Annotated in this window: 19 protein-coding genes; 5 read left to right on the forward strand and 14 right to left on the reverse strand. The window is 31.9% G+C overall.

Annotated features, from left to right (window positions below):
* Window positions 1-62: 62 nt before the first annotated feature.
* The gene (locus ABXG81_RS07065) at window positions 63-1,382 is read left to right on the forward strand and encodes an NCS2 family permease (protein WP_117522019.1); all 1,320 of its coding nucleotides are present in this window, start codon (window positions 63-65) and stop codon (window positions 1,380-1,382) included.
* A gap of 57 nt (window positions 1,383-1,439) precedes the next feature.
* Here ABXG81_RS07065 and ABXG81_RS07070 read toward each other — a convergent pair whose 3' ends face one another.
* Both ABXG81_RS07070 and ABXG81_RS07075 read right to left on the reverse strand, forming a co-directional pair.
* Window positions 1,440-1,736, reverse strand: coding sequence for an MTH1187 family thiamine-binding protein (locus ABXG81_RS07070; RefSeq protein ID WP_117522018.1), 297 nt, complete (start codon window positions 1,734-1,736; stop codon window positions 1,440-1,442).
* Between the two features lie 8 nt (window positions 1,737-1,744).
* Window positions 1,745-3,019 (reverse strand): M18 family aminopeptidase, encoded by a 1,275-nt coding sequence (locus tag ABXG81_RS07075; protein WP_288223189.1) that lies wholly within the window; start codon window positions 3,017-3,019, stop codon window positions 1,745-1,747.
* A gap of 114 nt (window positions 3,020-3,133) precedes the next feature.
* Here ABXG81_RS07075 and ABXG81_RS07080 point away from each other — a divergent pair, with 114 nt between their 5' ends.
* The 4 genes from ABXG81_RS07080 to ABXG81_RS07095 all read left to right on the forward strand — a co-directional run bounded on the left by ABXG81_RS07080 (window position 3,134) and on the right by ABXG81_RS07095 (window position 6,959).
* The gene (locus tag ABXG81_RS07080; protein WP_117522016.1) at window positions 3,134-3,709 is read left to right on the forward strand and encodes a xanthine phosphoribosyltransferase; all 576 of its coding nucleotides are present in this window, start codon (window positions 3,134-3,136) and stop codon (window positions 3,707-3,709) included.
* A gap of 444 nt (window positions 3,710-4,153) precedes the next feature.
* Window positions 4,154-5,377 (forward strand): IS110 family transposase, encoded by a 1,224-nt coding sequence (locus ABXG81_RS07085; protein ID WP_353528648.1) that lies wholly within the window; start codon window positions 4,154-4,156, stop codon window positions 5,375-5,377.
* Between the two features lie 131 nt (window positions 5,378-5,508).
* On the forward strand, window positions 5,509-6,102 hold the full coding sequence (locus tag ABXG81_RS07090) for a transposase (RefSeq protein ID WP_316116691.1): 594 nt from the start codon (window positions 5,509-5,511) through the stop codon (window positions 6,100-6,102).
* Window positions 6,096-6,959 (forward strand): IS3 family transposase, encoded by an 864-nt coding sequence (locus ABXG81_RS07095; protein WP_245949677.1) that lies wholly within the window; start codon window positions 6,096-6,098, stop codon window positions 6,957-6,959. Before ABXG81_RS07090 ends, ABXG81_RS07095 begins: the two co-directional genes overlap by 7 nt.
* Window positions 6,960-7,095: 136 nt before the next feature.
* On the opposite strand, the gene ABXG81_RS07100 is transcribed toward ABXG81_RS07095, so the two are convergent.
* The 12 genes from ABXG81_RS07100 to malQ all read right to left on the reverse strand — a co-directional run bounded on the left by ABXG81_RS07100 (window position 7,096) and on the right by malQ (window position 23,487).
* Entirely contained in the window at window positions 7,096-8,853 is a 1,758-nt protein-coding gene (locus ABXG81_RS07100; protein WP_117522012.1) for a flavocytochrome c, read from the reverse strand.
* Between the two features lie 247 nt (window positions 8,854-9,100).
* The gene (gene yihA / locus ABXG81_RS07105; protein WP_117522011.1) at window positions 9,101-9,688 is read right to left on the reverse strand and encodes a ribosome biogenesis GTP-binding protein YihA/YsxC; all 588 of its coding nucleotides are present in this window, start codon (window positions 9,686-9,688) and stop codon (window positions 9,101-9,103) included.
* Window positions 9,685-12,015, reverse strand: a complete 2,331-nt coding sequence (gene lon, locus ABXG81_RS07110) for an endopeptidase La (protein WP_353528649.1) — start codon at window positions 12,013-12,015, stop codon at window positions 9,685-9,687. The genes yihA and lon overlap by 4 nt, the downstream gene beginning before the upstream one ends.
* A gap of 56 nt (window positions 12,016-12,071) precedes the next feature.
* A complete protein-coding gene (gene clpX, locus ABXG81_RS07115) occupies window positions 12,072-13,301 on the reverse strand; it encodes an ATP-dependent Clp protease ATP-binding subunit ClpX (RefSeq protein WP_117522009.1) in 1,230 nt (409 codons plus the stop codon).
* 6 nt (window positions 13,302-13,307) lie between these two features.
* On the reverse strand, window positions 13,308-13,901 hold the full coding sequence (clpP, locus tag ABXG81_RS07120) for an ATP-dependent Clp endopeptidase proteolytic subunit ClpP (protein ID WP_209813136.1): 594 nt from the start codon (window positions 13,899-13,901) through the stop codon (window positions 13,308-13,310).
* Window positions 13,902-13,938: 37 nt separating this feature from the next.
* A complete protein-coding gene (gene tig, locus ABXG81_RS07125; protein ID WP_353528651.1) occupies window positions 13,939-15,303 on the reverse strand; it encodes a trigger factor in 1,365 nt (454 codons plus the stop codon).
* A gap of 55 nt (window positions 15,304-15,358) precedes the next feature.
* Window positions 15,359-16,699: an HD domain-containing protein gene (locus ABXG81_RS07130; protein WP_316154292.1), complete on the reverse strand. Its 1,341-nt coding sequence runs from the start codon at window positions 16,697-16,699 to the stop codon at window positions 15,359-15,361.
* Window positions 16,668-17,645, reverse strand: a complete 978-nt coding sequence (locus ABXG81_RS07135; protein ID WP_288223252.1) for a CdaR family protein — start codon at window positions 17,643-17,645, stop codon at window positions 16,668-16,670. Before ABXG81_RS07135 ends, ABXG81_RS07130 begins: the two co-directional genes overlap by 32 nt.
* Window positions 17,635-18,450, reverse strand: a complete 816-nt coding sequence (cdaA, locus tag ABXG81_RS07140) for a diadenylate cyclase CdaA (RefSeq protein ID WP_117522005.1) — start codon at window positions 18,448-18,450, stop codon at window positions 17,635-17,637. The genes ABXG81_RS07135 and cdaA overlap by 11 nt, the downstream gene beginning before the upstream one ends.
* A 341-nt stretch (window positions 18,451-18,791) precedes the next feature.
* Window positions 18,792-19,586: a ZIP family metal transporter gene (locus ABXG81_RS07145; protein ID WP_117522004.1), complete on the reverse strand. Its 795-nt coding sequence runs from the start codon at window positions 19,584-19,586 to the stop codon at window positions 18,792-18,794.
* A 12-nt stretch (window positions 19,587-19,598) separates the two neighbouring features.
* Window positions 19,599-21,986 (reverse strand): glycogen/starch/alpha-glucan phosphorylase, encoded by a 2,388-nt coding sequence (locus tag ABXG81_RS07150; protein WP_353528654.1) that lies wholly within the window; start codon window positions 21,984-21,986, stop codon window positions 19,599-19,601.
* Window positions 21,979-23,487, reverse strand: a complete 1,509-nt coding sequence (gene malQ / locus ABXG81_RS07155) for a 4-alpha-glucanotransferase (RefSeq protein WP_353528656.1) — start codon at window positions 23,485-23,487, stop codon at window positions 21,979-21,981. Before malQ ends, ABXG81_RS07150 begins: the two co-directional genes overlap by 8 nt.
* Window positions 23,488-23,493: the final 6 nt, after the last annotated feature.

Genomic DNA, 23,493 nt, shown 5'->3' on the forward strand with positions numbered 1-23,493 from the left:
AAGACAATTAACAAAAATGATGTATAATAGCTCTGTATCATTTTAATTTTAAGGAGGATTACATGGCATTCGAGTCGTTTAATGAGAAAACTTTTAAGCTGCGTGAGCATGGTACAGATACCCGTACAGAAATCATGGCTGGTATCACTACATTTATGACAATGAGCTATATACTTGCTGTAAATCCAACTATATTGGCAGATGCAGGTATGGATAATGGAGCTGTATTCACTTCTACTATCATAGCTTCCATAGTAGCTATGCTCATAATGGCTTTTTATGCAAACATGCCTTTTGGTTTATCAGCGGGTATGGGCCTTAATGCATTCTTCACCTATACAGTTGTAATGCAAATGGGTATGAGCTGGCAGTTTGCACTTACTGCTGTTTTTTTAGAAGGTCTTATTTTTATTATTCTATCATTTACAGGAGTGCGTGAAGCATTATTTAATGCTATACCAATCAATCTAAAAAAGGCGGTTTCTGTAGCAATTGGCTTATTTATAGCTCTTATTGGTCTTATCAATGCTAGTATTGTAGAAGTTGGGGATATATCTCTTAAACTTGGCAACATAGCAAGTAAAGAAGGTTTTGTATTCTTTATAGCTCTAATAATTATGGTAGTATTAACTGCTAGAAAAGTTAAAGGAGCCTTATTATGGGGAATACTAGCTTCCACAGTTATTTCACTTATATTAGGTGTTTCTAAATTACCTGATGGCAACGCAATAGTTTCTTTGCCACCATCTATATCACCAGTAGCATTTAAGTTAGACTTTTCAAATATATTTTCATTTGAAATGTTCTCGGTTTTATTCTCATTTTTGTTTGTGGATATTTTTGATACATTAGGAACACTTACAGGAGTCGCAACAAAAGCTAATATGCTTGATGAAAATGGTAATCTAGAAGATGGATCCAAGGCACTTTTAGCAGATGCTATAGGTACTACTATTGGATCACTACTTGGCACCTCAACAATAACAACATTTGTTGAATCATCAGCAGGAGTTGCTGAAGGAGGACGCACTGGACTTACTGCATTATCAACAGCAATTTGTTTTGGAATAGCAGCGTTCTTTTTCCCATTATTTTCAATAATTCCAGCTCAAGCAACAGCAGCAGCACTTGTAGTAGTAGGATTATTCATGCTTTCAACTGTTGTAGAAATAAACTTTACTGATATAACAGAATCTTTCCCAGCATTTATGACAATATTAATGATGCCAGCTACTTATTCTATAGCAGAAGGTATTTCATTTGGTATGATTTCATACGCAGGGATCAAACTCCTAACAGGACGTGGCAAAGAAGTAAGCCCTCTTGTTTACGGTCTTGCAATAATATTCTTATTAAGATATATAGTTCCTGTATTTATATAACTAAAAAGCACTAAACTTTAAACATAACGTTTAAGGCTTAGTGCGATTTTTTATATTCTATAATTTACTTTTTACGGATTTTACCTTGTAATCCATATCATGATCTTTATCACGTCTATCATCCATCTTTATAACAGTATAAACTCTATCAGAACCAGCATCAAACACTTCTTCTTGCATTTTTCTTGCTATTTCAAAGCACTTATCAGGATCTGCTTGTATAACAGTTCCCATTGGATTAAGCTCATGTTTTATCCCTTCTTTATCAAGTATTTTGCTAGCACTTGCTACATATTTACTAACTGATGTTTCTTTTGTGCCTATTGGTATTAGACAAATTTCCATTATAGCCATAATCTCTCCTAAAAGTTTGTTTCATAAAAAGCTTTATAAATCTTATACGCTTCCAAGTGGTCTTCTATGCCTCCTAACTCTCTTATAGAGTGCATAGCAAGAATTGGTTCTCCCACATCTATTGATGTAATTCCTAATCCTGTAGAAGCTATCGGGCCTATAGTAGATCCACCTTGTTTATCATTTCTATTATGGAACTTTTGAACCTTGCATCCAATAGAATTTGCTAAATCTATTAATCTTGCATTGGAATTGATACTTGATGAATAAGCGCCATTAGCAGCAGTTTTTATTACTAGTCCACCATTCATACTTATAGGATTAGTTGGATCGTGATACTCTTTAAAGTTTGGATGTATGGCATGGGCTTGATCTGCTGAAATAAGATAGCTATTAGCTAAAGCTATATAAAAATCTTCTTCATCAAGATCCCTATTGACCGCTAATCTTTTAAGTGTATCTTTTAAAAATGGTGAAAATGCACCTGCACTTGTCCTAGATCCTATTTCCTCATTATCATTTAATATTAATACATTATTTTTTGTATTTTCGCTATCACAGATAGCTCTTAAAGATGCATGAACTGACCCTAGATTATCTATTCTACCAACTTGATACATGTTATTTATAATAGCTCCTTTTTGTCTATCATAAAGAGCTAAATCATAGTCAAGTATAGCAGAACTTTCTATACTTAATTCTTCTGCTAATAATTCTTGTATATATCCTACATCAAAATTATCTTCTATAGTTTTTACAATAGGATATAAGTGATTTTGTGGATTAAACTCAAACCCTTTATTTACTTCCCTATTCATATGAATAGCCGCACTTGGTATAGTTAATAAGTCTTTGTCAATCTTTACTAGCTTACTTTCTATCTTATCCGCATTTTTGTAGGAAACTTTTCCTGCAAGTGATAAGGTTCTATCAAGCCATGTATAATAAATCATTCCTCCATATGGCTCTATGTTAAATTTTAGATATCCATTATCATTAATTTCAGGATTTGATTTAATCTTAAAAGTCGGACTATCTGTATGACTTCCTATAATATCAAAACCTTTTGTTAAATCATTTCCTACTGTAAAAGCAATAAGGGCTGAATCATTGCGAGTAATATAGTACTTACCATTATCTTCTAGCTCCCATCTTTCATTTTCCAAAAGTTTCTTAAATCCATTCTCCTCCAAAATATCACTTGCATTTTTAACTGCAAAATAGTTAAGAGGACTCTCATCAATAAATTCTATTAAATCTTTACTAAATTCTAAACTATTCATATATTATTATTACCCAATTTATAAGAAAAATTTTATCTTGACTTTGACTATTTATGATAATATCCTTATAATAAGTATAATAATTAATAGAAATTACATAAGGAGTTATTTATAATGAAAGAATTAGAACAAAAAATCCTTGATGAAGGTATAGTCCTTGGCGAAGATATATTAAAAGTAGACTCATTTTTAAACCAACAAATAGATGTTGAGCTAATTTCTAAGATGGGTGAGGAATTTGCTGAACATTTTAAAGATCAAAATATAGATAAAGTATTTACAGTAGAATCATCTGGCATTGCACCAGCCTTAGCTACAGCTAAAAATCTTGGCGTTAAATGTGTATTTGGTCGTAAAAAACAATCTCTTACAACAAGTGAAGATGTCTACCATTCCTCAGTATTCTCATTTACTAAGCAAGTTATGAATGAGCTAATAGTTAATAAGGAATTTATCAAAGAAGGAGAAAATGTCCTAATGATAGATGATTTCCTAGCAAATGGTCAAGCCGCAAAAGGAATGATAGCTATAATAAGACAAGCAGGAGCTAATCCAGTAGGTTGTGGAATAGTTATAGAAAAGTCTTTCTCAAACGGTCGTTCCATAGTAGAAGATATGGGGGTAGAGGTCTATTCTCTAGCAAGAATTGCTAAACTTGAAGAGGATAATATTGTGTTTGAGGAAAACTAAATAATCAATATATAAAGTAATTTATATATACTTACAATATAAGTTTAGATAAAAGATAATAAAATAAGACTATCAACTATATTAAAACAGTAATATTAATTATCTATGTTATCTAATAAAAAATTATAATATAAAAAAGTAGCTTAAGTGAATGTTGTACTGACCCCAAAAAGTTGGACTAAAAAACCAACTTAAGGAGGTCAGTTTTTAGTACCATAAATAGTGTAAGAAAGAAATTATTTCTATCTTGCACTATTTTTGTATAATTAAGAAGTAGTATGACGAGTCAGTTTTAGGGTTAAAATATCCGTCATAAAAACTGTCAACTACCTCTTCATTATTCAAATTCGGTTAAGCAGGTTGGGCAAAACGTCCGTGTCACGAGCTAAAATGAGTGTAATGGTGCAGGTAGGAACTATAAATTAAAGGAAAGAAGGTCATAATATGATATCTATAGGGATAGACATAGCAAAAGAAAAGTTTACAGCCTGTGCATTAGAACAAGGTAGCAAAATCGTTCGGAAGCCTTTTGATGTTCATCTTAACAAAACGAAAGTAGAAGAATTTTTTAAAAAACTAAATTCATTAAATGAAGAAGTCAAAATAGTCATGGAAGCAACAGGGAAATACCATCTTCCAATCCTCTATGAATTAAAAGATAAAGGATACTTTGTAAGTGTAGTAAACCCTTTGAAAATGAAACAGTTTTGTCGAGTACTTAACTTTAGAAAAGCAAAAAATGATAATATAGATGCCATACAAATAGCAGAATATGGCTTAATGTACTGGAAGGAATTACAAGAATATAAAGTGGATTCAGAAAATTTCAGAGTCCTAAAAAAATTAAACAGATCCTATCAGCACTATATGGACCTAAGAATCAATCAAATGAACTTCATAGACCAAACAATAAGCCAAACATTTCCAGGAATAAAAAAATTAATTCCACATGCTTCAGGAGACTTTTCAAAAGATAAACTATTGGATTTCTTAGAAATATGGTGGCATAAAAATTTAGTATTAGAAAAACCAGAAGAAAAATTCATAGAAGATTTTAAAAACTGGGCAAAAGAAAAGAGATACCATCCTAATGCAGATAAAGCTAAATCCATATACAAGCTCGCAGAGGAAAGTATCTCAACTCAACCTTCTAATAGCTCATATATAAAGACTAGCATACAAGAAGGAATAGAATTGATAAAACATATAAATCAAATTTTACACACTATTTTATCACAAATGATGGAAATTGCCGAGCCCTTAGAAGAATATCAAGAAGCAAAGAAATTCTCAGGAATATCAGATAAATTAGCAGTGCAAATTACAGCGGAATTTGGAGACTTATCAAAATTTAAAAACAAAAAAAGTTTAATATCATTTGTAGGAATAGATTCACCACCATATGAGTCAGGGAATTTTAAAGCCGATCAGAGAAAAATAACAAAAAGAGGCAATGCAATACTAAGAAAAGTAGGTTATCAAGCTATGAAATGCATGATGAGCGCAAAAGATACTGAAAACGATATATATCTGTATATGATAAAAAAAGAAAAAGATGGAAAGGCTAAGAAGATTTGTAAATTTGCAGGATTAAATAAATTCTTAAGAATATACTATGCAAAAGTTATGGCATCAAAACAAGAAAAGAAGGTATTAAAAGTAGCTTAGAATCAAGAATGCAATAGTTGAACAAGCCGATGTAACCGGCTTATTTGTTGTGCTCAAATTTAAACTCGAAATAACAAGGAGAAAAGTAAAATTAATTTGCTTTTCTCCTTGACTTTTGTTAGCAGGTTTTTATGGCAAAATACAGCACAGAATTTAAGATGAAACTAGTAAAAGAATATCTTGAAGGGAAAATAGGATACAGAGAATTAGCAAAAAAATATAATATACCTAATAAGCGTGCTATTCAAACGTGGGTCAGTGCATACAAGACCCAAGGCTATGATGGGCTAAAAGTATCAAGAAGAAATAATAATTACTCTTTAGAATTTAAACTAAATGTAGTAAACTTGTACTTAACAGGAGAAATGTCCTATCAAAGCCTAGCAAACAATCTTAAAATCAATAATCCATCGATAATCACTCAATGGGTCAATGAATATAGAAAAAAAGGAATTGAAGGACTTAAACCTAAGAAGAGAGGAAGACCTTCAAAAATGGCAAAAATACCAGATAAATCAAAAGATATAAATATAGAATTATCAGCACAATTAACCACTGAAGAAGATAATTCATTAAATGAAGCACAACTAAAAGAAAAAATAAAGAAGTTAGAAGAAAACAACTATTGGCTTCAACTAGAAAATGATGCAATAAAAAAAAAGATAGAATTATCTCAGATGACAGATGCAGAAATAAGACAATTGCTCGAACAATCGAGATCTTAAGAAATAAATACAAACTTAAAGATTTACTTAGCTACTTTAACTTTCCAAAATCAACCTACATGTATTGGCAAAAAAGACTAGACAAGCCAAGCAAAGATAAAGAAATTGAAGCAAAAATCCTAGAAATCAGAAAAGAAAATCCAAACTATGGATACAGAAGAATAACAGCAATGTTAAGAAGATTAGGACTAAGCATAAATAAAAAGAAAGTACAAAGATTAGTCCAGAAGCTAAAAATACAAGTAAAGAACTTTTCTAGAAAAACAAGAAAATACTCATCATATAAGGGAACTGTTGGAAAAATTGCAGATAATAAAATAAAGAGAAACTTTAAAGTGGAAAAACCATACACCCAAATAACAACAGATACAACAGAATTTAAGTATTGTGAAAAAGATAAATCAGGCAATTATCAAATAAAGAAACTCTATCTAAATCCATACTTAGATATGTACAACAGTGAAATATTAAGCTATGAAATATCAAAACAACCAACACTAGAACCAATCCTAAAAGCCTTAGATAGAGCAATAAAAATAACAAACAAAAGCAAAGAAGAAAGAATATTTCACTCAGATCAAGGCTGGGCATACCAAATAAAACAATACACATCAAAACTAGAATCTAATGGCATAATCCAATCCATGTCTAGAAAAGGAAACTGCTTGGACAACTCACCAATGGAAAATTTCTTTGGAATATTAAAACAAGAAGTATACTACGGAAATAAATTCTACTCATATGAACACTTAAAACAAACAATTGAAGATTTCATAAGATATTACAACGAAGAAAGAATAAAAGAAAAATTAGACTATTTAAGTCCAATAGAATTTAGAAAGAGAAATGCAGCATAAAAGTTTCCTACCCCTAGGGGTAGGAAAGAACAAAGAAATAGCAGAGCTAGTATTAAAGCTTGCTCTGCTATTAGGTCCAACTTTATGGGGTCACCTTAATGTTCACTTAAGCTACTTTTTATTGTACTATTTAATTTTACTTTGCATTGTTTGCTGCGTTTTCTCCAGCTATTCTACCAAATACTGTTATATCTGCTATAGCTGCTGATCCTAATCTATTTGAACCGTGAATTCCACCAGTTACTTCTCCAGCAGCATATAGACCTTCTATCCAATTTCCATCTTTATCTAATACTTCAGCATCTGTATTGATCTTAAGTCCGCCCATTGTATGGTGAACTGCTGGACCTGCTTTTAACATATAGTAAGGACCTTCATCTATTGTCCATCCTAGCATTCTTAAGTTAAAGTCTGGGTCTTCTTCTTTTTTAGAGTTTTCGTTAAATGTTTCTACAGTTTTTAATAATTCATCTTTGTTTATATCAAAGTGTTCTGCAAGTTCTTCTATTGTATCTGCTTTGTATAGATTTCCTTTGTCAAACTCTTCTTTGGCTTCTTCTGGATTAGATTCCATTGTTCCTGTTTCTTTATTTGATTTTTCATCCCAGATTAAGTATCCAACATGATCTGTTTGATCTTTAATTGCTAAAGAAATTTCACGACGTGTTGCAAGTTCTTCTACAAATCTATCGCCTTCTTTGTTTACTAGAAGCGCTCCACCTACAAGTCTTGTATCTCCAGTATAAAGAATTCTACCTGTATCTACATCACAGATAGGATAAAGTTGAATTTGATCCATGTCTACAGTGTCTGCATTAAGTTTTTCTGCCATCTTTATGCCATCACCTGTTGCTCCAGGAGCGTTTGTTGACTTAACATGTTCATCTATTTCATGATCATACTCGTAAGTCATATCATCATTTGCACCAAAACCACCTGTTGCAAGTACAACTGATTTTGCATTTACTGTTAATTCTCCATCAGAAGTTTCTGCTTTTACTCCTACTACCTTATCATCTTTAGTAAGAATTTCTTTTACGTCAGCTTCTGTGATTACATCTATACCAAGTTCATCACATTTTTTAGTATAATTCTTAATTAATTCATTACCAGAGTGTGCTTCTGGAATTAATGATCTTTTTACTGAGTGTCCACCAAAGAACATTAAACTATCTAACCAGTGAACTCCTATATCATCTCTTAACCAATAAGCATCTTCTGTCGCATGATCAGCTAATACATCTATTAATTCTGGATCTCCTCCAGCTTCTTTAACATCTTTAGCAAATTGTTCTTTGCTATCCTCTATACCTTCTTCTTTTTGTAGCTCATTATCTGGAGCTGCCATTTCTCCACCAGAGATTAATGTATTGCCTCCAACTTGTGGCATTTTTTCAAGTAATACTACATTTGCTCCGTCTTCTTTGGCAGTTACTGCAGCTGCAAATCCAGCTCCACCACCACCTACAACTACTACATCAACATCTTTTGTTGAATCTGTTTTTTCTTTTGTATCTTTTGCAGCTACTTCATTTTGGAAGTTCTTAACATCTCTTCCAGAATCAGCTATTGCTGCTGTTACAGCTTCTAAGAAACCTACTGATGAATTAGTAGCTCCTGATACAGTATCTACTTTTACTGAATTGTTAGCTACGACTTCATCTGTAAGTTTTTCTATAGCTTGATCTCCGAGTCCTTCTGTCTCGCTATGTACTGTTTCTATTGATTTAATCTTATCTCCATCAAAATCAACTGTGGCTGTAATATCGCCTTTATGTCCTTTGCCTACTCCTTCTCCAGTAGTTTTTGCATCTGTCCCACTGTTAGAACCTCCGCAAGCTGAAAGTCCCATTGCTAGGGATAAAATTAAAGGTATGATTTTATTCTTTTTCATACACCCCTCCTATGAATTTGTTACAGATATAATATTAACAAATAAAATAGTTTTATGCAAGGGTTTACATCTATTTTATAATTATTTTGATTAATATGAAAATCACTCCCTTATATTATAGAGTATCTTGTAAGAAATTTAGCTAAATATACCCTATATATAAAATACTTATAGTTAATAATTTAGACTAAAATTTCCCAAAACTTTATATAAGGAAGTGCCAATCATTTGCAATAGGTGAGAAATTTTAATTATTTATTATAACCTCTACCTGTTCATGGATTACGCCTAGGTTATGTTTATTTTCTGATGAGTATGCAAAAATCAAACCCTCATCTTCTATATTTAGTTTTTTCTTTATAGCATTAATGTGCTTATGAAGTTGATTCTTAGAAATTTTATCGTATTTTGTAGCTATTACAAAACCAGTAAATCCAGAATCAATTATCCACTCATACATCTTGCAGTCAAGATCAGTTGGATCGTGTCTAATATCTACTAAAAGAAAAACTTCTTTTAAATTTTCTCTTTGGTGAAGATATTCATTGATTAACTTATCCCATTTAGACTTTTCTACCTTAGATACCTTGGCATATCCATAGCCTGGCAAATCTACTAATCTAAATTTACTATCTATATTATAAAAATTAATAGTCCTAGTTTTTCCAGGTTTAGATGATGTTCTTGCCAAATTCTTTCTTCCCAAAAATGCATTTATAAAAGAAGATTTACCTACATTGGATCTACCAACGAAAGCTATCTCTTCTATAGATCTATCTGGCCACTGTGATTTGAATCCTGCTACTTGTTCTAATTCTATCGACTTAAATTTCATATCAGAGTCCTATCTATAACTTCTGAAACATTTGAAACTTCTATAAAATTAATCTTATCTCTAATTTCCCTTGGTATATCTTCCGTATCTCTTTTATTTTTCTTAGGTATTATTACATCTTTTATACCATAACTATAGGCCGCTAGGGCTTTTTCTTTTAATCCACCAATTGGTAATACATCTCCTGTTATAGTAACCTCACCTGTCATAGCTATATTATTTCTAGCTTTTTTTCCAGTAAGGGCACTTACCATAGCTGTTGTCATAGTAATACCTGCTGACGGTCCATCTTTTGGGGTAGCTCCCTCTGGTACGTGGACATGGATATCTTTATCATCATAAAATTTGACTTTAATGCCTAACTTATTAGCATTAGACCTTATATATGTCATAGCCGCTTGTCCACTTTCTTTCATAACATCTCCAAGAGAGCCTGTAAATTCTACATTTCCCTTACCTTCCATGACATTTGCTTCTACAGTAAGCATAGTACCACCAACTGACGTCCAAGCCAATCCATTAACAACACCTACCTTATCTTCACGAGATATATGATCTTCTAGGAATCTCTCTCTACCAAGATACTTGTTATAATTAGCCATCGTAACTCTAACTTGCGCTTTACCTTCTAAGATTTCTTTTACTGCACGCCTACAAATTTTTGCTATAAGTCTTTCTAATTCACGAACGCCAGCCTCTCTAGTATAATTTTTTATAATTGCCTCTAAGACGCTATCAGAGATTGTAAGCTCATTTTCTTTCAGACCATTTCTTTCTTTTTCTTTAGATACTAAGTATTTCTTTGCTATATTTAATTTTTCATTTAGAGTATAACCAGAAAGCTCAATAATTTCTAATCTATCATAAAGAGCATCAGGAATTTCATTTGCATCATTTGCTGTTGTAATGAAAAATACATCTGATAAATCAAATGGTATGTCCAAATATCTATCTATGAATTTATCATTCTGCTCAGGATCTAGAACTTCTAGCAATGCTGATGATGGGTCTCCTCTAAAATCTGATCCAAGCTTATCAATTTCATCTAATAAAAATACCGGATTCTTAACACCAGATCTATTGATATTTGCCATAAGCCTTCCAGCCATAGCACCTACATATGTTCTTCTATGACCTCTAATCTCAGACTCATCAGTAACACCACCAAGTCTCATAGTTACAAACTCACGGTTTAAAGCACGTGCTATAGACTTAGCTATAGAAGTCTTCCCAACTCCAGGAGGTCCTACTAAACACAATACCGTGCCCTGAGTATTTTTGTTTTTAATCTTTACTGCAATAGATTCTAGAATGCGTTCCTTAACCTCATCTAGTCCATAATGATCTTCATCAAGGATCTTTTGAGATCTTTTTATATCTAATTTATCTTTAGATTTTTTATTCCAAGGTAAATTAACAACAAAGTCTAAGTAAGCACTGATAACACCATAATCTGGACTCATTTCAGGTATAGAAGCAAGTCTATTAGCATCCTTTAACAAAGATTTTTTGCTGTTCTCATCTAGCTTAAGTTTTTCAATCTTATTTATAAGTTCTATGGCTTCACTTTCATAATCACCAGTAGCTTCATTTAATTCTCTTTGAATTGCATCAATCTTTTCCCTAAGAAAATATTCTTTTTGAGATTGATTGATGTTTTCTTGAACTTCTTGATCTATTTCAAGGCTTAGGTTCTTAAGATCTATTTCTCTAGTTAAAATCTCATGCAATAAAGTAAGACGGGCTTCTGTATCTAGTTCTTTAAGTAGTGCATAGTACTCTTCAGCTTTTAGATCTAGATGATAAATTATTACATCAGCAAGTCTATGAAGATTATGCACTTCCCCCATTGAAAATACTGATTCGTCATATACATTACCGTCAAGCTCTACATAATTTTTGAAATCTTCTACTAAGAGCTTTCTTAAAGCTTCTTTTTTAGCTGTTATTTCTTCATTATCTTCTATATAAGTATATTGCTCAACATTTGCTCTATAAAAACCTTCACCTATCTTTATTTCATTGACTTTTGCAATTGATTTTGCTTCAACATAAACTCTCAAATCACCATTAGGAAGAGTAAATGATTCTTTTATCCCTACTACCATTCCATAATCATAAAGAGCATCAGTGCGTGGATTTTCATCAAAAATATTTTTTTGGTTTACTAAAAATACATCTGTATTTCTAATATTAGCATCTTCAATTGCTTTTTTTGAGATAGCTCTAGCACAGTCAAAATTTATTATTGTATTAGGAAATGCCCAAAGTCCTCTAAGAGGTACTAAAGGATATTCATTTGTGCTTAGTTTATAAACATCTGCCATCTTTAACTCCCTTTTAAAAAAGGGAATGACTAGCATCCCCTTTTACTTATCTTTACTTATTTTTTCTTATATTTTAATTTAGAGTGATCATCAATCGACTCTTTTGTAACAACTACTTCTTTTATTTCAGTTTTTGATGGTATATCATACATAACATCTAAAAGCAAATCTTCAAGTATAGTTCTAAGCCCCCTTGCACCAGTTTTTTGGGCAATAGCCTTATCAGCTATTTCCTTAATTGCCTTATCTTCAAATGTTAGTTTAACATCATCTAAATCGAATAACTTTTTATATTGCTTGATCAAAGAATTTTTAGGTTCCTTTAATATGCGTATTAAGGCATCTTGGTCAAGACTATCTAAAGTAACAATGATTGGAACTCTACCTATAAATTCTGGTATCAATCCAAATTTTAGCAAATCTTCAGTATTAACATCAGATAAGTTTGCAACATGGTCATTTGACTTTATTTCAGCACCAAAGCCTATAGTCTTTTGAGCTTGTCTGCGATTGATAATATCTTCAATGCCATCAAAAGCACCACCTAAAATAAATAGTATATTACTTGTATCTACCTGAATGTACTCTTGGCTAGGATGTTTTCTGCCACCTTGTGGAGGTACATTAGCTTCTGTGCCCTCTATTAATTTTAGAAGTGCTTGCTGAACACCTTCACCAGATACATCACGGGTTATAGATGGATTTTCGCTCTTACGAGTAATTTTATCAATCTCATCGACATAAATTATACCGTGTTCAGCAGCTTCGATGTCATAATCTGCTGCTTGGATAAGTTTTAAGATAATATTTTCTACATCTTCTCCTACATATCCTGCCTCAGTAAGGCTTGTAGCATCTGCAATGGCAAATGGCACATTTAGCTTACGAGCTAAGGTTTGAGCAAGTAATGTTTTACCAGAACCAGTTGGTCCTAGCATTAAAATATTGGATTTTTGTAATTCTACTTCACCCATATTCTCATTATTTGCATTTATTCTCTTGTAGTGATTATAAACCGCCACTGATAGAGTTTTTTTAGCCTCATTTTGACCAATAACATAATCGTTTAAAAATTCATTGATTTCCTTTGGTGTAGAAAGATTTACATTACCATCTTCATCAAAGTAATCATTTTTATATTTCACTTCTGCATTAATAATATCACTACATAAATCTACGCACTCATTGCAGATATAAGCATCTGCACCTGCGATTATACGATCTACTTGCGAACTATCCTTGCCACAGAAAGAACATTTTACATCTTCACCTTCGAAGTTTGCCATCTTTGCCTACTTACTTTCAATTACTTGATCGATTAAGCCGTAATTAAGTGCTTCTTCAGCTGTCATGGCAAAATCACGATCTGTATCTTTTTCTATTTTTTCTAGGTCTTGACCTGTATTATTTGCAAGGATATGGTTTAATCTTTCCTTAATTTTTATTATTTGCTCAGCTTGGATAACTATATCAGAAGCTTGACCTTGTGCACCACCACTTGGTTGGTGAATCATAATATTTGAGTTTGGTAAAGAAAATCTCTTGCCTTTAGCTCCTGAGGAAAGCAATACTGCTCCCATAGAAGCTGCCTGACCTATACAAATTGTAGATACATCTGGTTTGATGTAATTCATTGTATCATAAATTGCAAGACCACTTGTTACAACTCCTCCTGGGGAATTGATATAAAATTGAATGTCCTTATCTGGATCCTCACTTTCTAGGAAAAGCAATTGGGCAATAATTATATCACTCATTTGATCATTTACTTCTCCTGATAGAAAAATAATCCTATCTTTTAGTAATCTTGAATATATATCATAGGCTCTTTCGCCTTTATTTGTTGATTCTACTACAGTTGGTACTAAGTAATTTCTTGCTTGCATAAAATCTCCTTTTATTTATAAAATGGAGGATGATATCTTAGTTTTCTTCGCTTTCTTCTTTAGAATCTTCATTATCATGGTCATCACCAACTGCTTTGTGATACTCTTCATGAGGTAGAGCTTTTGCATTATCAACTAATAATTCAACAGCTTTACGTCTTTTAATATTTTCTTTCATAGTATCTTCTGATACATTACTTCTAAAGATTTCTTTGAATTTTTCGATATCATCAACACCATACATTTTAGCTGATTCGTTGATTTCTTCTTCGATTTCTTCATCTGTTACATCAAAGGCTTCTTTTAGAGCTACTTCATCCATTACAAGATTAGCTTTTACTTTTTCTTCAGCTTGAGCTCTGTATTGGTCTCTGATTTGGTCCATATCCATTTGTGTCATTTCAACATATTGGCTAAGACCAATTCCCATTTGTTGTAATCTTTGGTCAAGATTTTGCATTTCAACGTCAATTTCTTGGCTTACCAAAGATTCTGGAGCGCTTACTTCACTTATTTTTACTAAGGCTTCTATGGCTTGATTTTGCATCATATTTGTAGCATAGTTAGCCTTTTCTTCTTTAAGACTTTCTTTAAGATCAGCTTTTAGCTCATCTAATGTTTCAAATTCAGAAATGTCCATAGCAAAATCATCATCTAATTCTGGTAGTTCCTTTTCTGTTATAGAATTGATTTCCACTTCAAATTTTGCATCTTTACCTTGGAATTCTTTAGCTTGGTAGTCTTCTGGGAATGTTACATTAACATCAAATTTATCCCCAACTTTGTGTCCTGCAACTTGATCTTCGAATCCTTCTATAAAAGTATGTGAACCTAATACTAGATCATAATCACTTGCCTTACCGCCTTCAAATCTTTCACCATCAAGGTATCCATCAAAGTCAATATTTACAGTATCTCCCTCTTTAGCTTCTCTATCTTCTACAGGGATTAATCTAGCATTTTCTTCTTGTTGTCTTTTAAGTTCATTTTCTACATCTTCATCAGTTACTTCTGATGGAATCTCTTCGATTATTAATTCTGAATAATCACCTAAAGTTGGATGTGGTTTTGTTTCTACCTCAACTTTAAATGTGATATCTTTATCTTTTTCTATATCATCTAAGTCTACGGATGGTTGGTCAATTGGTTCAAGCTCTAATTCTTCAATTGCTTTTTCATATGGTTCTGGAAAAACTATTTGAATAGCTTCATCATAGAAAATTTCTGGACCATACATTTTTTCTAGAACTCTTCTTGGAACATGTCCTGCTCTAAATCCATCTACTCTATATCTTTTTTTATTTCTGTTATAAACTGTATTTACAGCTTTTGCAAAATCATCATAAGCAACATCAAATTCAAATTTTGTAAGGTTATTATCATGAGATTTTAATTCTGTCATTTCTTCCTCCTGCTTTATAGCTACTCATTTGTCTAATATACTACTTTTGTATTCTTCAATCAACATTTTTAAGTCTGGAATTAATGTAATTTATAATATCTTTCTTATTATTCTTAAGCTTTTCATCGTATATTAAATTTTCTATTTTTCTAATAGTATCTCCTAGTTCTTTACCTTCTTTAAAGCCCAATTGCTTTAAATCATTGCCATTGATTTTTATCTCACTTCTAGTCTTAGGAATATCGTCATCTTTTATCTCTTCTAAAAGCTTTAGTCCCAAATCTATATTAGAATCATTACCATATCTTGTAGCAAGAACATCGGCTCTTTGTAAGGCAAATAATCTCAATAAATTATCTTCTCCTATATTTCTTAAAAGCTTTCTTACAGATTTTTTAGTATAGATATTTGTATTATCCATATGCCTTTTTACCAAAATTGAAGTTTCCTTAATAAACTTACTAGAGTATTTAAGCTCTTTAAGTCTATTTATTAAAAGCTCTTCTGATAAATTTTGATGTCCAAAAAATCTTCCTTCTCCATTTTCATCCAAAAAGAAAGTATCAACCTTACCAACATCATGGTAAAGAGCTGCCATTCTAACTTCAAGAATAGGAGGAGTTTTTGCTAGAACTGTTAAGCTATGATCATACACATCCTCAAAATGAAAAGTCGAATGTTGGTTAAAACCTTTTGTTCTATAAACTTCTGGAAAAATATATTTTAATAATCCAACCTCATCCAGTAATTTTACTCCCCTTTTTGGATTATCTGCTAATAAAATCTTATTTACCTCTACTTGTATACGTTCTTTAGATATATCTGAAATTAATCTTGCATTATTTTTAATAGCTTTTTTTAAATTATCTTCGATTTTAAAATCAAGTGTTGTTGCAAATCTTACTGCTCTTAAGGCTCTAAGCATATCCTCATTTATGCGATCATTAGCATTTCCTACAGCTCTAATAACTTTTAACTTTATATCTACTTTTCCATTAAAAGGATCTATAATTTCATTATTTCTCTTAGCCATAGCATTTATGGTAAAATCACGCCTTTTTAAATCTTCATATATATCATCTGAAAATTCTATTTTATCAGGATGTCTCTTATCATTATATGAAGATTCTTTTCTCATAGTAGTTATTTCATATTCTTTATCATCTTTGAATACTTTTATAGTTCCAAACTTAGCTCCTATGTCAACAAGTTTATAGTCCTTAAAAATTTCCTTTATTTCATTAGGCTTAGCTTGGCTAGTAATATCTATATCATAATTTCTTCTTCCTAAAAGCTCATCTCTGACATAGCCGCCAACTAAATAAGTTTCATAACCACAAACTTCTAGTTTTTCTAAAATCTCATCATTCATCTTTTTTTTCTTCTTCTTTGCCATCATCTTTATCATTAGTAGACTTTTTCTGTACATCAATTCTATAATTTACTAGATTTTCACCATTATAGACCTCGACATATTCAGGTAAGTCTAATCTTACATCTCCATAAGAAGATGATTTTAAATTATTTATATTTATCGGCTTTGTATTTATCTGTTCAATATCTCTTATAATGGACTCCGGACCTTTTATAACTACCTTATTTGGAGATACTTCTCTAGAACTTTCCTCAAATCCTTGAGCAGGCTCTCCTGTTGTATTTAAATTCACTGGAACTTTTTTAGTTTCATAAACTAAAAATGACACGTTTATATCATCATTTGAAATATCTAATCCAGAAATTTTATTCCCACTCCTATCAAGAATTGCGACAGGCAAGCTGTGAATCTTACCATCAAGTAGATCCATATCCTCAATTCTTACTTCTGCTCTATCAATCTTATTAATATATGAAGCAGGCCCCTTCACTTTTATATCTTCTGGTGAAAGTTCATTAACTTCTACAATTCTACCATCTTTAATCTTATCACTAATTATCAAATTAACCGGCAATGTTTTTTCTATAACTTTTTGAATATTAAGGTTTATTTCTTCAGGTTCTAACTCATCTACTGTAACTCCTGTAGGTGTATCTACAACTATCTCGACTGATTGAATACCTTCCTTAACATCTGCGATATCAATATATGCATAGATATTAGAAGTCTTAAGTCCCACTAGTTTTTCGCGAGTACCCTTTAATTTAATATTAGTAGTTAAAGACTCATCATTTCCAACTATAGTATATCCAGATTTTTCTAAATTATCCTGATTCTTAATAACTACTGGAATGTTCCTATATGTCTTATTTACTGTAGGATTAGTAGAATTTATTACAAAAGTCCACATAAAAATAGCTAGAAGAACTGAAAGTATTTTAAGTTTTGTATCATTTTTATTGTTCATCTGAAACTTCCTTTTCTTCTTTCATTACTTCTTTTACAACCAACTCATTATAAAGTCTTTGTTTAAAAGAGTCCTCATCCAAATATCTGTCTATTCTGCCTGACTCTATTACTGAAATATTTCCTGTTTCTTCGGAAACCACTACAACTAAACAATCTGATCTTTCAGAAATCCCAACTGCTGCCCTATGACGGGTTCCAAGTTCTTTGGAAATAGTATTTGAATTAGAAAGTGGTAAATAACAAGCTGCTGCTCTTATCTTATCACTGCTTATGATAACTGCTCCATCGTGTAAAGGGGTATTGGGTATAAAAATATTTATTAAAAGCTCACTTGAAACATCTGCTCCTAAAGTAGTACCTGACTCAACTATATCATTCAGGCCCACTTCTCTTTCCAAAACTACTAGAGCACCAATTTTTTGCCTTGATAATGATGTCATAGCCCTAACAAGCTCATCTATAGTCTTTTCACTTTTTACAGCTCTTTCACCAGTAAAAATTGATCTACCTCGACCTATCCTCTCTAGAGCTGATCTAAGCTCTGGCTGAAATACTACTATGATAAAAACAAGTGCAACTGTCAAAAACTGATTCATAACCCAACTTACTGTATTTAGATTTAAAATATCAGCAAGAGATGCGAATAATAATACAATTATAAGCCCATATAAAACTTGCTCAGCCCTTGTATTTCTTAAAAGTGAAAATAGCTTATAAACAGCAAAAGCTATTATAGCTATATCAATAATATCTGTAACTCTTATAAGTGCTAAAGAGTTAATAAAATCTGTTATATAATTCATAATACCCCCTATACTTTTCTAATAATATAGTACTATTTATTTAAATAAATGTGTACTTTAAGGCAAAACAAAAAAATAGGTGACCACAAATATTTTGTGCAAACTCTTACTCATAAAATATTACACTATTCATATTTTAGTTGTAATTCACATTAGAAAATTAATTAGGTTTTATTAATCAACTATTTATTCTCATTCAAACAATTCTAGCTTTTAAGTAACTAGAACTTCAATTATTATATTAATCTTTTATATAAAAAAATACCCAGTTTACCAATACTAGTAAACTGGGTATTTTATTAATTACTTTGGCAAAGATAAACCAACAAAGTTATTAAATCCTATCCCAACATAACATCAAGTATCATCATTATTACAAAGCCTGCTGCAAATCCTAGAGTTCCTATATTTGTGTGCGCATCTCCTTCTCCTGTTGCTTCTGGAATAAGTTCCTCTACCACTACATAAAACATTGCTCCAGCTGCAAAGCTTAGTAAATAAGGCAGGATTGGAATCATTATTTGTGATAATAGAATTGTCAAAACTGCTGCTACAGGTTCCACTGCGCCAGAGCCAACTCCTGCCCAAAATGATTTATTCTTTGAGACCCCTGCAGTTTTTAATGGCATCGATATGATAGCTCCTTCTGGAAAGTTTTGAATAGCTATACCAATTGATAGAGCTAAAGCTTGAGCATAGTTCACATTACCTGCTCCAAAAGCTGCTCCAGCATAAGTTACTCCTACTGCCATTCCTTCAGGAATATTGTGTATTACTACAGCCAATACCATCATAGTTGTTCTTCTTAAATTTTCGCTATTTTTTCCTTCAGGCTGATTAGAATCAATATGTTGGTGAGGTACATGCTCATCTAGGAATAATAGAAAAATTATTCCTATAATAAAACCAACTACAGCTGGAATCCAACTCATATTCCCCATTTTTTCTTCTACCATATCCATTGATGGAATTAGTAGCGACCAGATACTAGCTGCAACCATGACGCCAGCAGCAAAACCTGATAATCCTTTTTGTACTTTTTGATTTATCTCATCTTTCATTACATAAACGCATGCCGCTCCCAAGGAGGTTCCCAAAAACGGGATGAGTAAACCCATTGTTATATCTTTATTCATTTTTTTCCATTTCTAATAATTTGGAGAGTCTACTTTCCAAATATGATCTGCATAATCAATTATTGTTCTATCTGATGAGAAGTAACCTGCATTGGCAATATTCATTAAACATTTTTTAGACCAAGCTAATTTATCTCTATAGTCCTTATTTATTTGTTCGTGTGCTCTTCTATAATCTTCAAAATCTTTTAGTACATAGTATCTATCACCACGTGAACCGTCTTGTGGATTTATCAATTCATTATAAATATCAAGGAACATATATGAATTATTATCATCTAGCTCTCCATTTACAAGAGCATCAACTGCATCTCTGATATTCTTATCAGTTTGATAGAGTTTTACTGGATTATAGCTTGCTTGAATATTCTTTAAATCTTCAACAGTTGCACCAAATCTGTAGTTATTCTCTTCTCCAGCGTGATCAAAAATCTCTATATTTGCTCCATCAAGGGTTCCAAGCGTTGGGGCACCATTTAGCATAAATTTCATATTCCCTGTGCCAGAAGCTTCCTTACCAGCTGTTGATATTTGTTCAGAAACATCTGCTGCAGGATAGATTTTTTCTCCGTATGATACTCTAAAGTTCTCTACAAATACTACTTTCAGTTTATCATTTACTTCTGAATCATTGTTTACTACTCTTGCTACTTCGTTGGCAAGCTTTATAATACCCTTTGCTCTAAAGTATCCTGGAGCCGCCTTACCACCAAAGATAAATGTCGTTGGATAAAAGTCCATATCAGGATTCTTCTTAAGCTCATGATATAGATAAATGATGTGAAGTATATTTAAATGTTGACGTTTATATTCGTGAATTCTTTTTACTTGAATATCAAATATAGAATTTGGATCAATCTTAACTCCCTCATGTTCTAGAATATATTTTGCTAATCTTTCTTTATTAGCATGTTTGATATCCCAAAGTTCATTTAAAGTTTTTTCATCACGAGCAAACTTTTCAAGTCCTTTAAGCTCATCTAGATTATATTTCCAATTATCACTTCCAAGTTTTTCTGTTATAAAACTTGATAATGGTCTATTAGCATAAAGTAACCATCTTCTAGGTGTTATACCATTAGTCTTGTTATTAAACTTTTCTGGAAACACCTCATACCAGTGCTTAAAAGTATCCACCTTTAATATCCCTGTGTGAAGCTCTGCTACACCATTTATAGAAAATCCTACATATATTGCAAGATTTGCCATATGAACTTGATCATTTATTACTATTCTATAAGGATCTATTTCTGTTTCTGATAATCCTTTTTTCTTAAAATGATTTACTAAAACATCATTAATTTGATAGATTATCTCTAAACACCTTGGACTTACTTCTTCTACTATATCTATTGGCCATTTTTCAATAGCTTCTTGCAAAACCGTATGATTTGTAAAGGCAAAGACCTTTCTTGCAACTTCAAGAGCTTCTTCAAAACTTAGACTATTCTCATCCACTAGTACTCTAATTAATTCTGCAATTGCTATATTCGGATGAGTATCGTTAAGTTGTATAACATGATATTTGTGGAAATTTTTAAATCTCATATCATCTGCAAAATACCTCTTATACTTAGCAACTATATCTTGGATAGATGCTGATACAAAGAAATATTGTTGTTTTAATCTAAGAACCCTACCAGCTCTTTGTATATCATTTGGATATAAAACTCTTGTTATGTCTTCCGCTCTATTTTTTTTAGCAACGGCAGCATCGTATTCAAAATTATTGAATTTATCAAATTCAAACTCTTCAAACGGTTCAGCTTGCCAAAGTCTTAGGGTATTTACTTTACCATTTTCAAGCCCTACAACTGGCATATCAAATGGCACAGCTTTAACCTGTTGATCTTTAAAGTTTACTATTCTTGAATCAGAATCTACTCTTATAGACCAGCCATCTCCGTCTTTTATCCAGCTATCTCCTTGTTCCTTTTGGAATCCATTCTCAAATGATTGTTTAAATAAACCCTCACGATAACGTACACCATATCCATACATATTGATATCTTGAGTTGCAGCAGAATCCATAAAACAAGCTGCTAGTCGGCCTAATCCGCCATTTCCAAGGGCAGCATCATCTTCATAATCCTCTAAAGCCTCAAAATCAATACCTAGTTCACATAATAATTCCTTTACATCATCATAAATACCTAAATTAATGAGATTATTACCAAGTGATCTACCAATTAAAAATTCAGCAGAAAAATAATATGCTTTCCTTTCATGTCTTGATTTCTCTTTGCTCTCTCTCCATTCTTGATTGATTAGTTCCATAATGGTATCACAAAGTGCATCATATTTATCTTTCTCACTAGTTTCATCAAAGTTTTTTAGAGTAATTCTCTGTAGGTTTTCAACATAGCTATCCGTAAACTTATCTTTTTCTAACTTATCCATTGTATCTCCCGTATAATCTTGACATTTCTTTAATCTTCTCTGCTAAATCATCTGTAAAATCTTCTTCTTTACTTCTCCACTTCCAATTAATTCCTAGAGTGGATGGGCTATTTATTTTTGATTCATCTCCCATTTCAAAGAAATCTTGGATTTGATACATAGCTACATCTGAAACTGAAGCCATCAAGGCTCTAATAATTTCCCAAAGGTAATTATCATCTTCTTCTAATCCAAAATATCTAGTTACAAAACTTAATTCTTCTTCATCTAGATTATCAAGCCACCCTTTAAGGGTAGATGAATCATGAGTTGATGCGTAGACTACTGAGTTTCTCTCATAATTATGGGGCAAGTAATTGCTATCGAAGTTTTCGTTAAAAGCAAATTGTATAACATTCATGCCTGGGAAACCATAATAATCTTTTAGATCATCAACTTCTTTAGTGATATACCCCAAATCTTCAGCAATAAATTGTCTATCTGGATACTTTTTCATTATATGATCAAAAAATTCATAACCTCCACCAATTTCCCAGCTACCAAACTTAGCATTTTCATCTGTCGCAGGAATTGCGTAGTATTTTTCAAATCCTCTAAAGTGGTCAAGTCTTAATAAATCATAAGTTCGTAAAGCCATACCAATTCTCTTTTCCCAAAAATCATAGGAAGTTTCTTTTACCTTATCCCAATTATATACTGGGTTACCCCATAATTGACCATCTTCAGAATAAGCATCTGGTGGTGCTCCTCCAACTATAAGGGCCTTTTTTGTAACTTCATCCATTGCTAGTATTTCAGAATTCACCCAAGCATCGCAACTATCAAATGCTACATATATTGGCAAATCACCAATTATATCTATATTTCTACGGTTTGCATAATCTTTTAGTTTTCCCCATTGGATAAAAAATTCATATTGAATAAATACATAAAAATCTATATCATCTTTGTGTTTTTTTCTAAATTCATCCAAGGCCTTAGTATCACGATCACGCAACTTATCATCCCATTCAACCCAACTTATGTCTAAATTATCGTGTTTAATAGCCATAAACATAGCATAGTCTTCTATCCAATAAGCTTCTTTTTTTCTAAACTCTTTTATTTTATTATCAAGCTTTCCTTTAGAATTTTCATATGCTTTTTTTAGAATTCTATATCTTAAATTATATTGAATAGCATAATCTACATACCTATCATTATCTCCAAAGTTAAGATTATCCAAGTCATCTTCTTTTAAAAATCCATCTTCTATTAACATATCTAAGTCAACAAAATAAGGATTGCCAGCAAATGACGAAAAAGATTGATAGGGACTATCTCCATAGGAAGTTTGTCCTAATGGTAAAATTTGCCAATATTTAAGTGACGCATCTGATATAAAATCGACTACATCATAGGCTGCCTTACCAAAAGTTCCTATACCATATGGTGATGGGATAGAAAATATAGGCATTATTACACCATTAGATCTTTGTAATCTTTCTTGAGTCTTACTCATTACTCC

Source organism: Anaerococcus nagyae (assembly GCF_040364225.1).
GTDB classification, from domain to species: domain Bacteria; phylum Bacillota; class Clostridia; order Tissierellales; family Peptoniphilaceae; genus Anaerococcus; species Anaerococcus nagyae.

Coding starts and splice junctions, on each gene's coding strand:
- ABXG81_RS07065 (WP_117522019.1), top strand. CDS start 63: ATGGCATTCGAGTCGTTTAATGAGAAAACTTTTAAGCTGCGTGAGCAT.
- ABXG81_RS07070 (WP_117522018.1), bottom strand. CDS start 1,736: ATGGCTATAATGGAAATTTGTCTAATACCAATAGGCACAAAAGAAACA.
- ABXG81_RS07075 (WP_288223189.1), bottom strand. CDS start 3,019: ATGAATAGTTTAGAATTTAGTAAAGATTTAATAGAATTTATTGATGAG.
- ABXG81_RS07080 (WP_117522016.1), top strand. CDS start 3,134: ATGAAAGAATTAGAACAAAAAATCCTTGATGAAGGTATAGTCCTTGGC.
- ABXG81_RS07085 (WP_353528648.1), top strand. CDS start 4,154: ATGATATCTATAGGGATAGACATAGCAAAAGAAAAGTTTACAGCCTGT.
- ABXG81_RS07090 (WP_316116691.1), top strand. CDS start 5,509: ATGGCAAAATACAGCACAGAATTTAAGATGAAACTAGTAAAAGAATAT.
- ABXG81_RS07100 (WP_117522012.1), bottom strand. CDS start 8,853: ATGAAAAAGAATAAAATCATACCTTTAATTTTATCCCTAGCAATGGGA.
- yihA (WP_117522011.1), bottom strand. CDS start 9,688: ATGAAATTTAAGTCGATAGAATTAGAACAAGTAGCAGGATTCAAATCA.
- lon (WP_353528649.1), bottom strand. CDS start 12,015: ATGGCAGATGTTTATAAACTAAGCACAAATGAATATCCTTTAGTACCT.
- clpX (WP_117522009.1), bottom strand. CDS start 13,301: ATGGCAAACTTCGAAGGTGAAGATGTAAAATGTTCTTTCTGTGGCAAG.
- clpP (WP_209813136.1), bottom strand. CDS start 13,901: ATGCAAGCAAGAAATTACTTAGTACCAACTGTAGTAGAATCAACAAAT.
- tig (WP_353528651.1), bottom strand. CDS start 15,303: ATGACAGAATTAAAATCTCATGATAATAACCTTACAAAATTTGAATTT.
- ABXG81_RS07130 (WP_316154292.1), bottom strand. CDS start 16,699: ATGGCAAAGAAGAAGAAAAAAAAGATGAATGATGAGATTTTAGAAAAA.
- ABXG81_RS07135 (WP_288223252.1), bottom strand. CDS start 17,645: ATGAACAATAAAAATGATACAAAACTTAAAATACTTTCAGTTCTTCTA.
- cdaA (WP_117522005.1), bottom strand. CDS start 18,450: ATGAATTATATAACAGATTTTATTAACTCTTTAGCACTTATAAGAGTT.
- ABXG81_RS07145 (WP_117522004.1), bottom strand. CDS start 19,586: ATGAATAAAGATATAACAATGGGTTTACTCATCCCGTTTTTGGGAACC.
- ABXG81_RS07150 (WP_353528654.1), bottom strand. CDS start 21,986: ATGGATAAGTTAGAAAAAGATAAGTTTACGGATAGCTATGTTGAAAAC.
- malQ (WP_353528656.1), bottom strand. CDS start 23,487: ATGAGTAAGACTCAAGAAAGATTACAAAGATCTAATGGTGTAATAATG.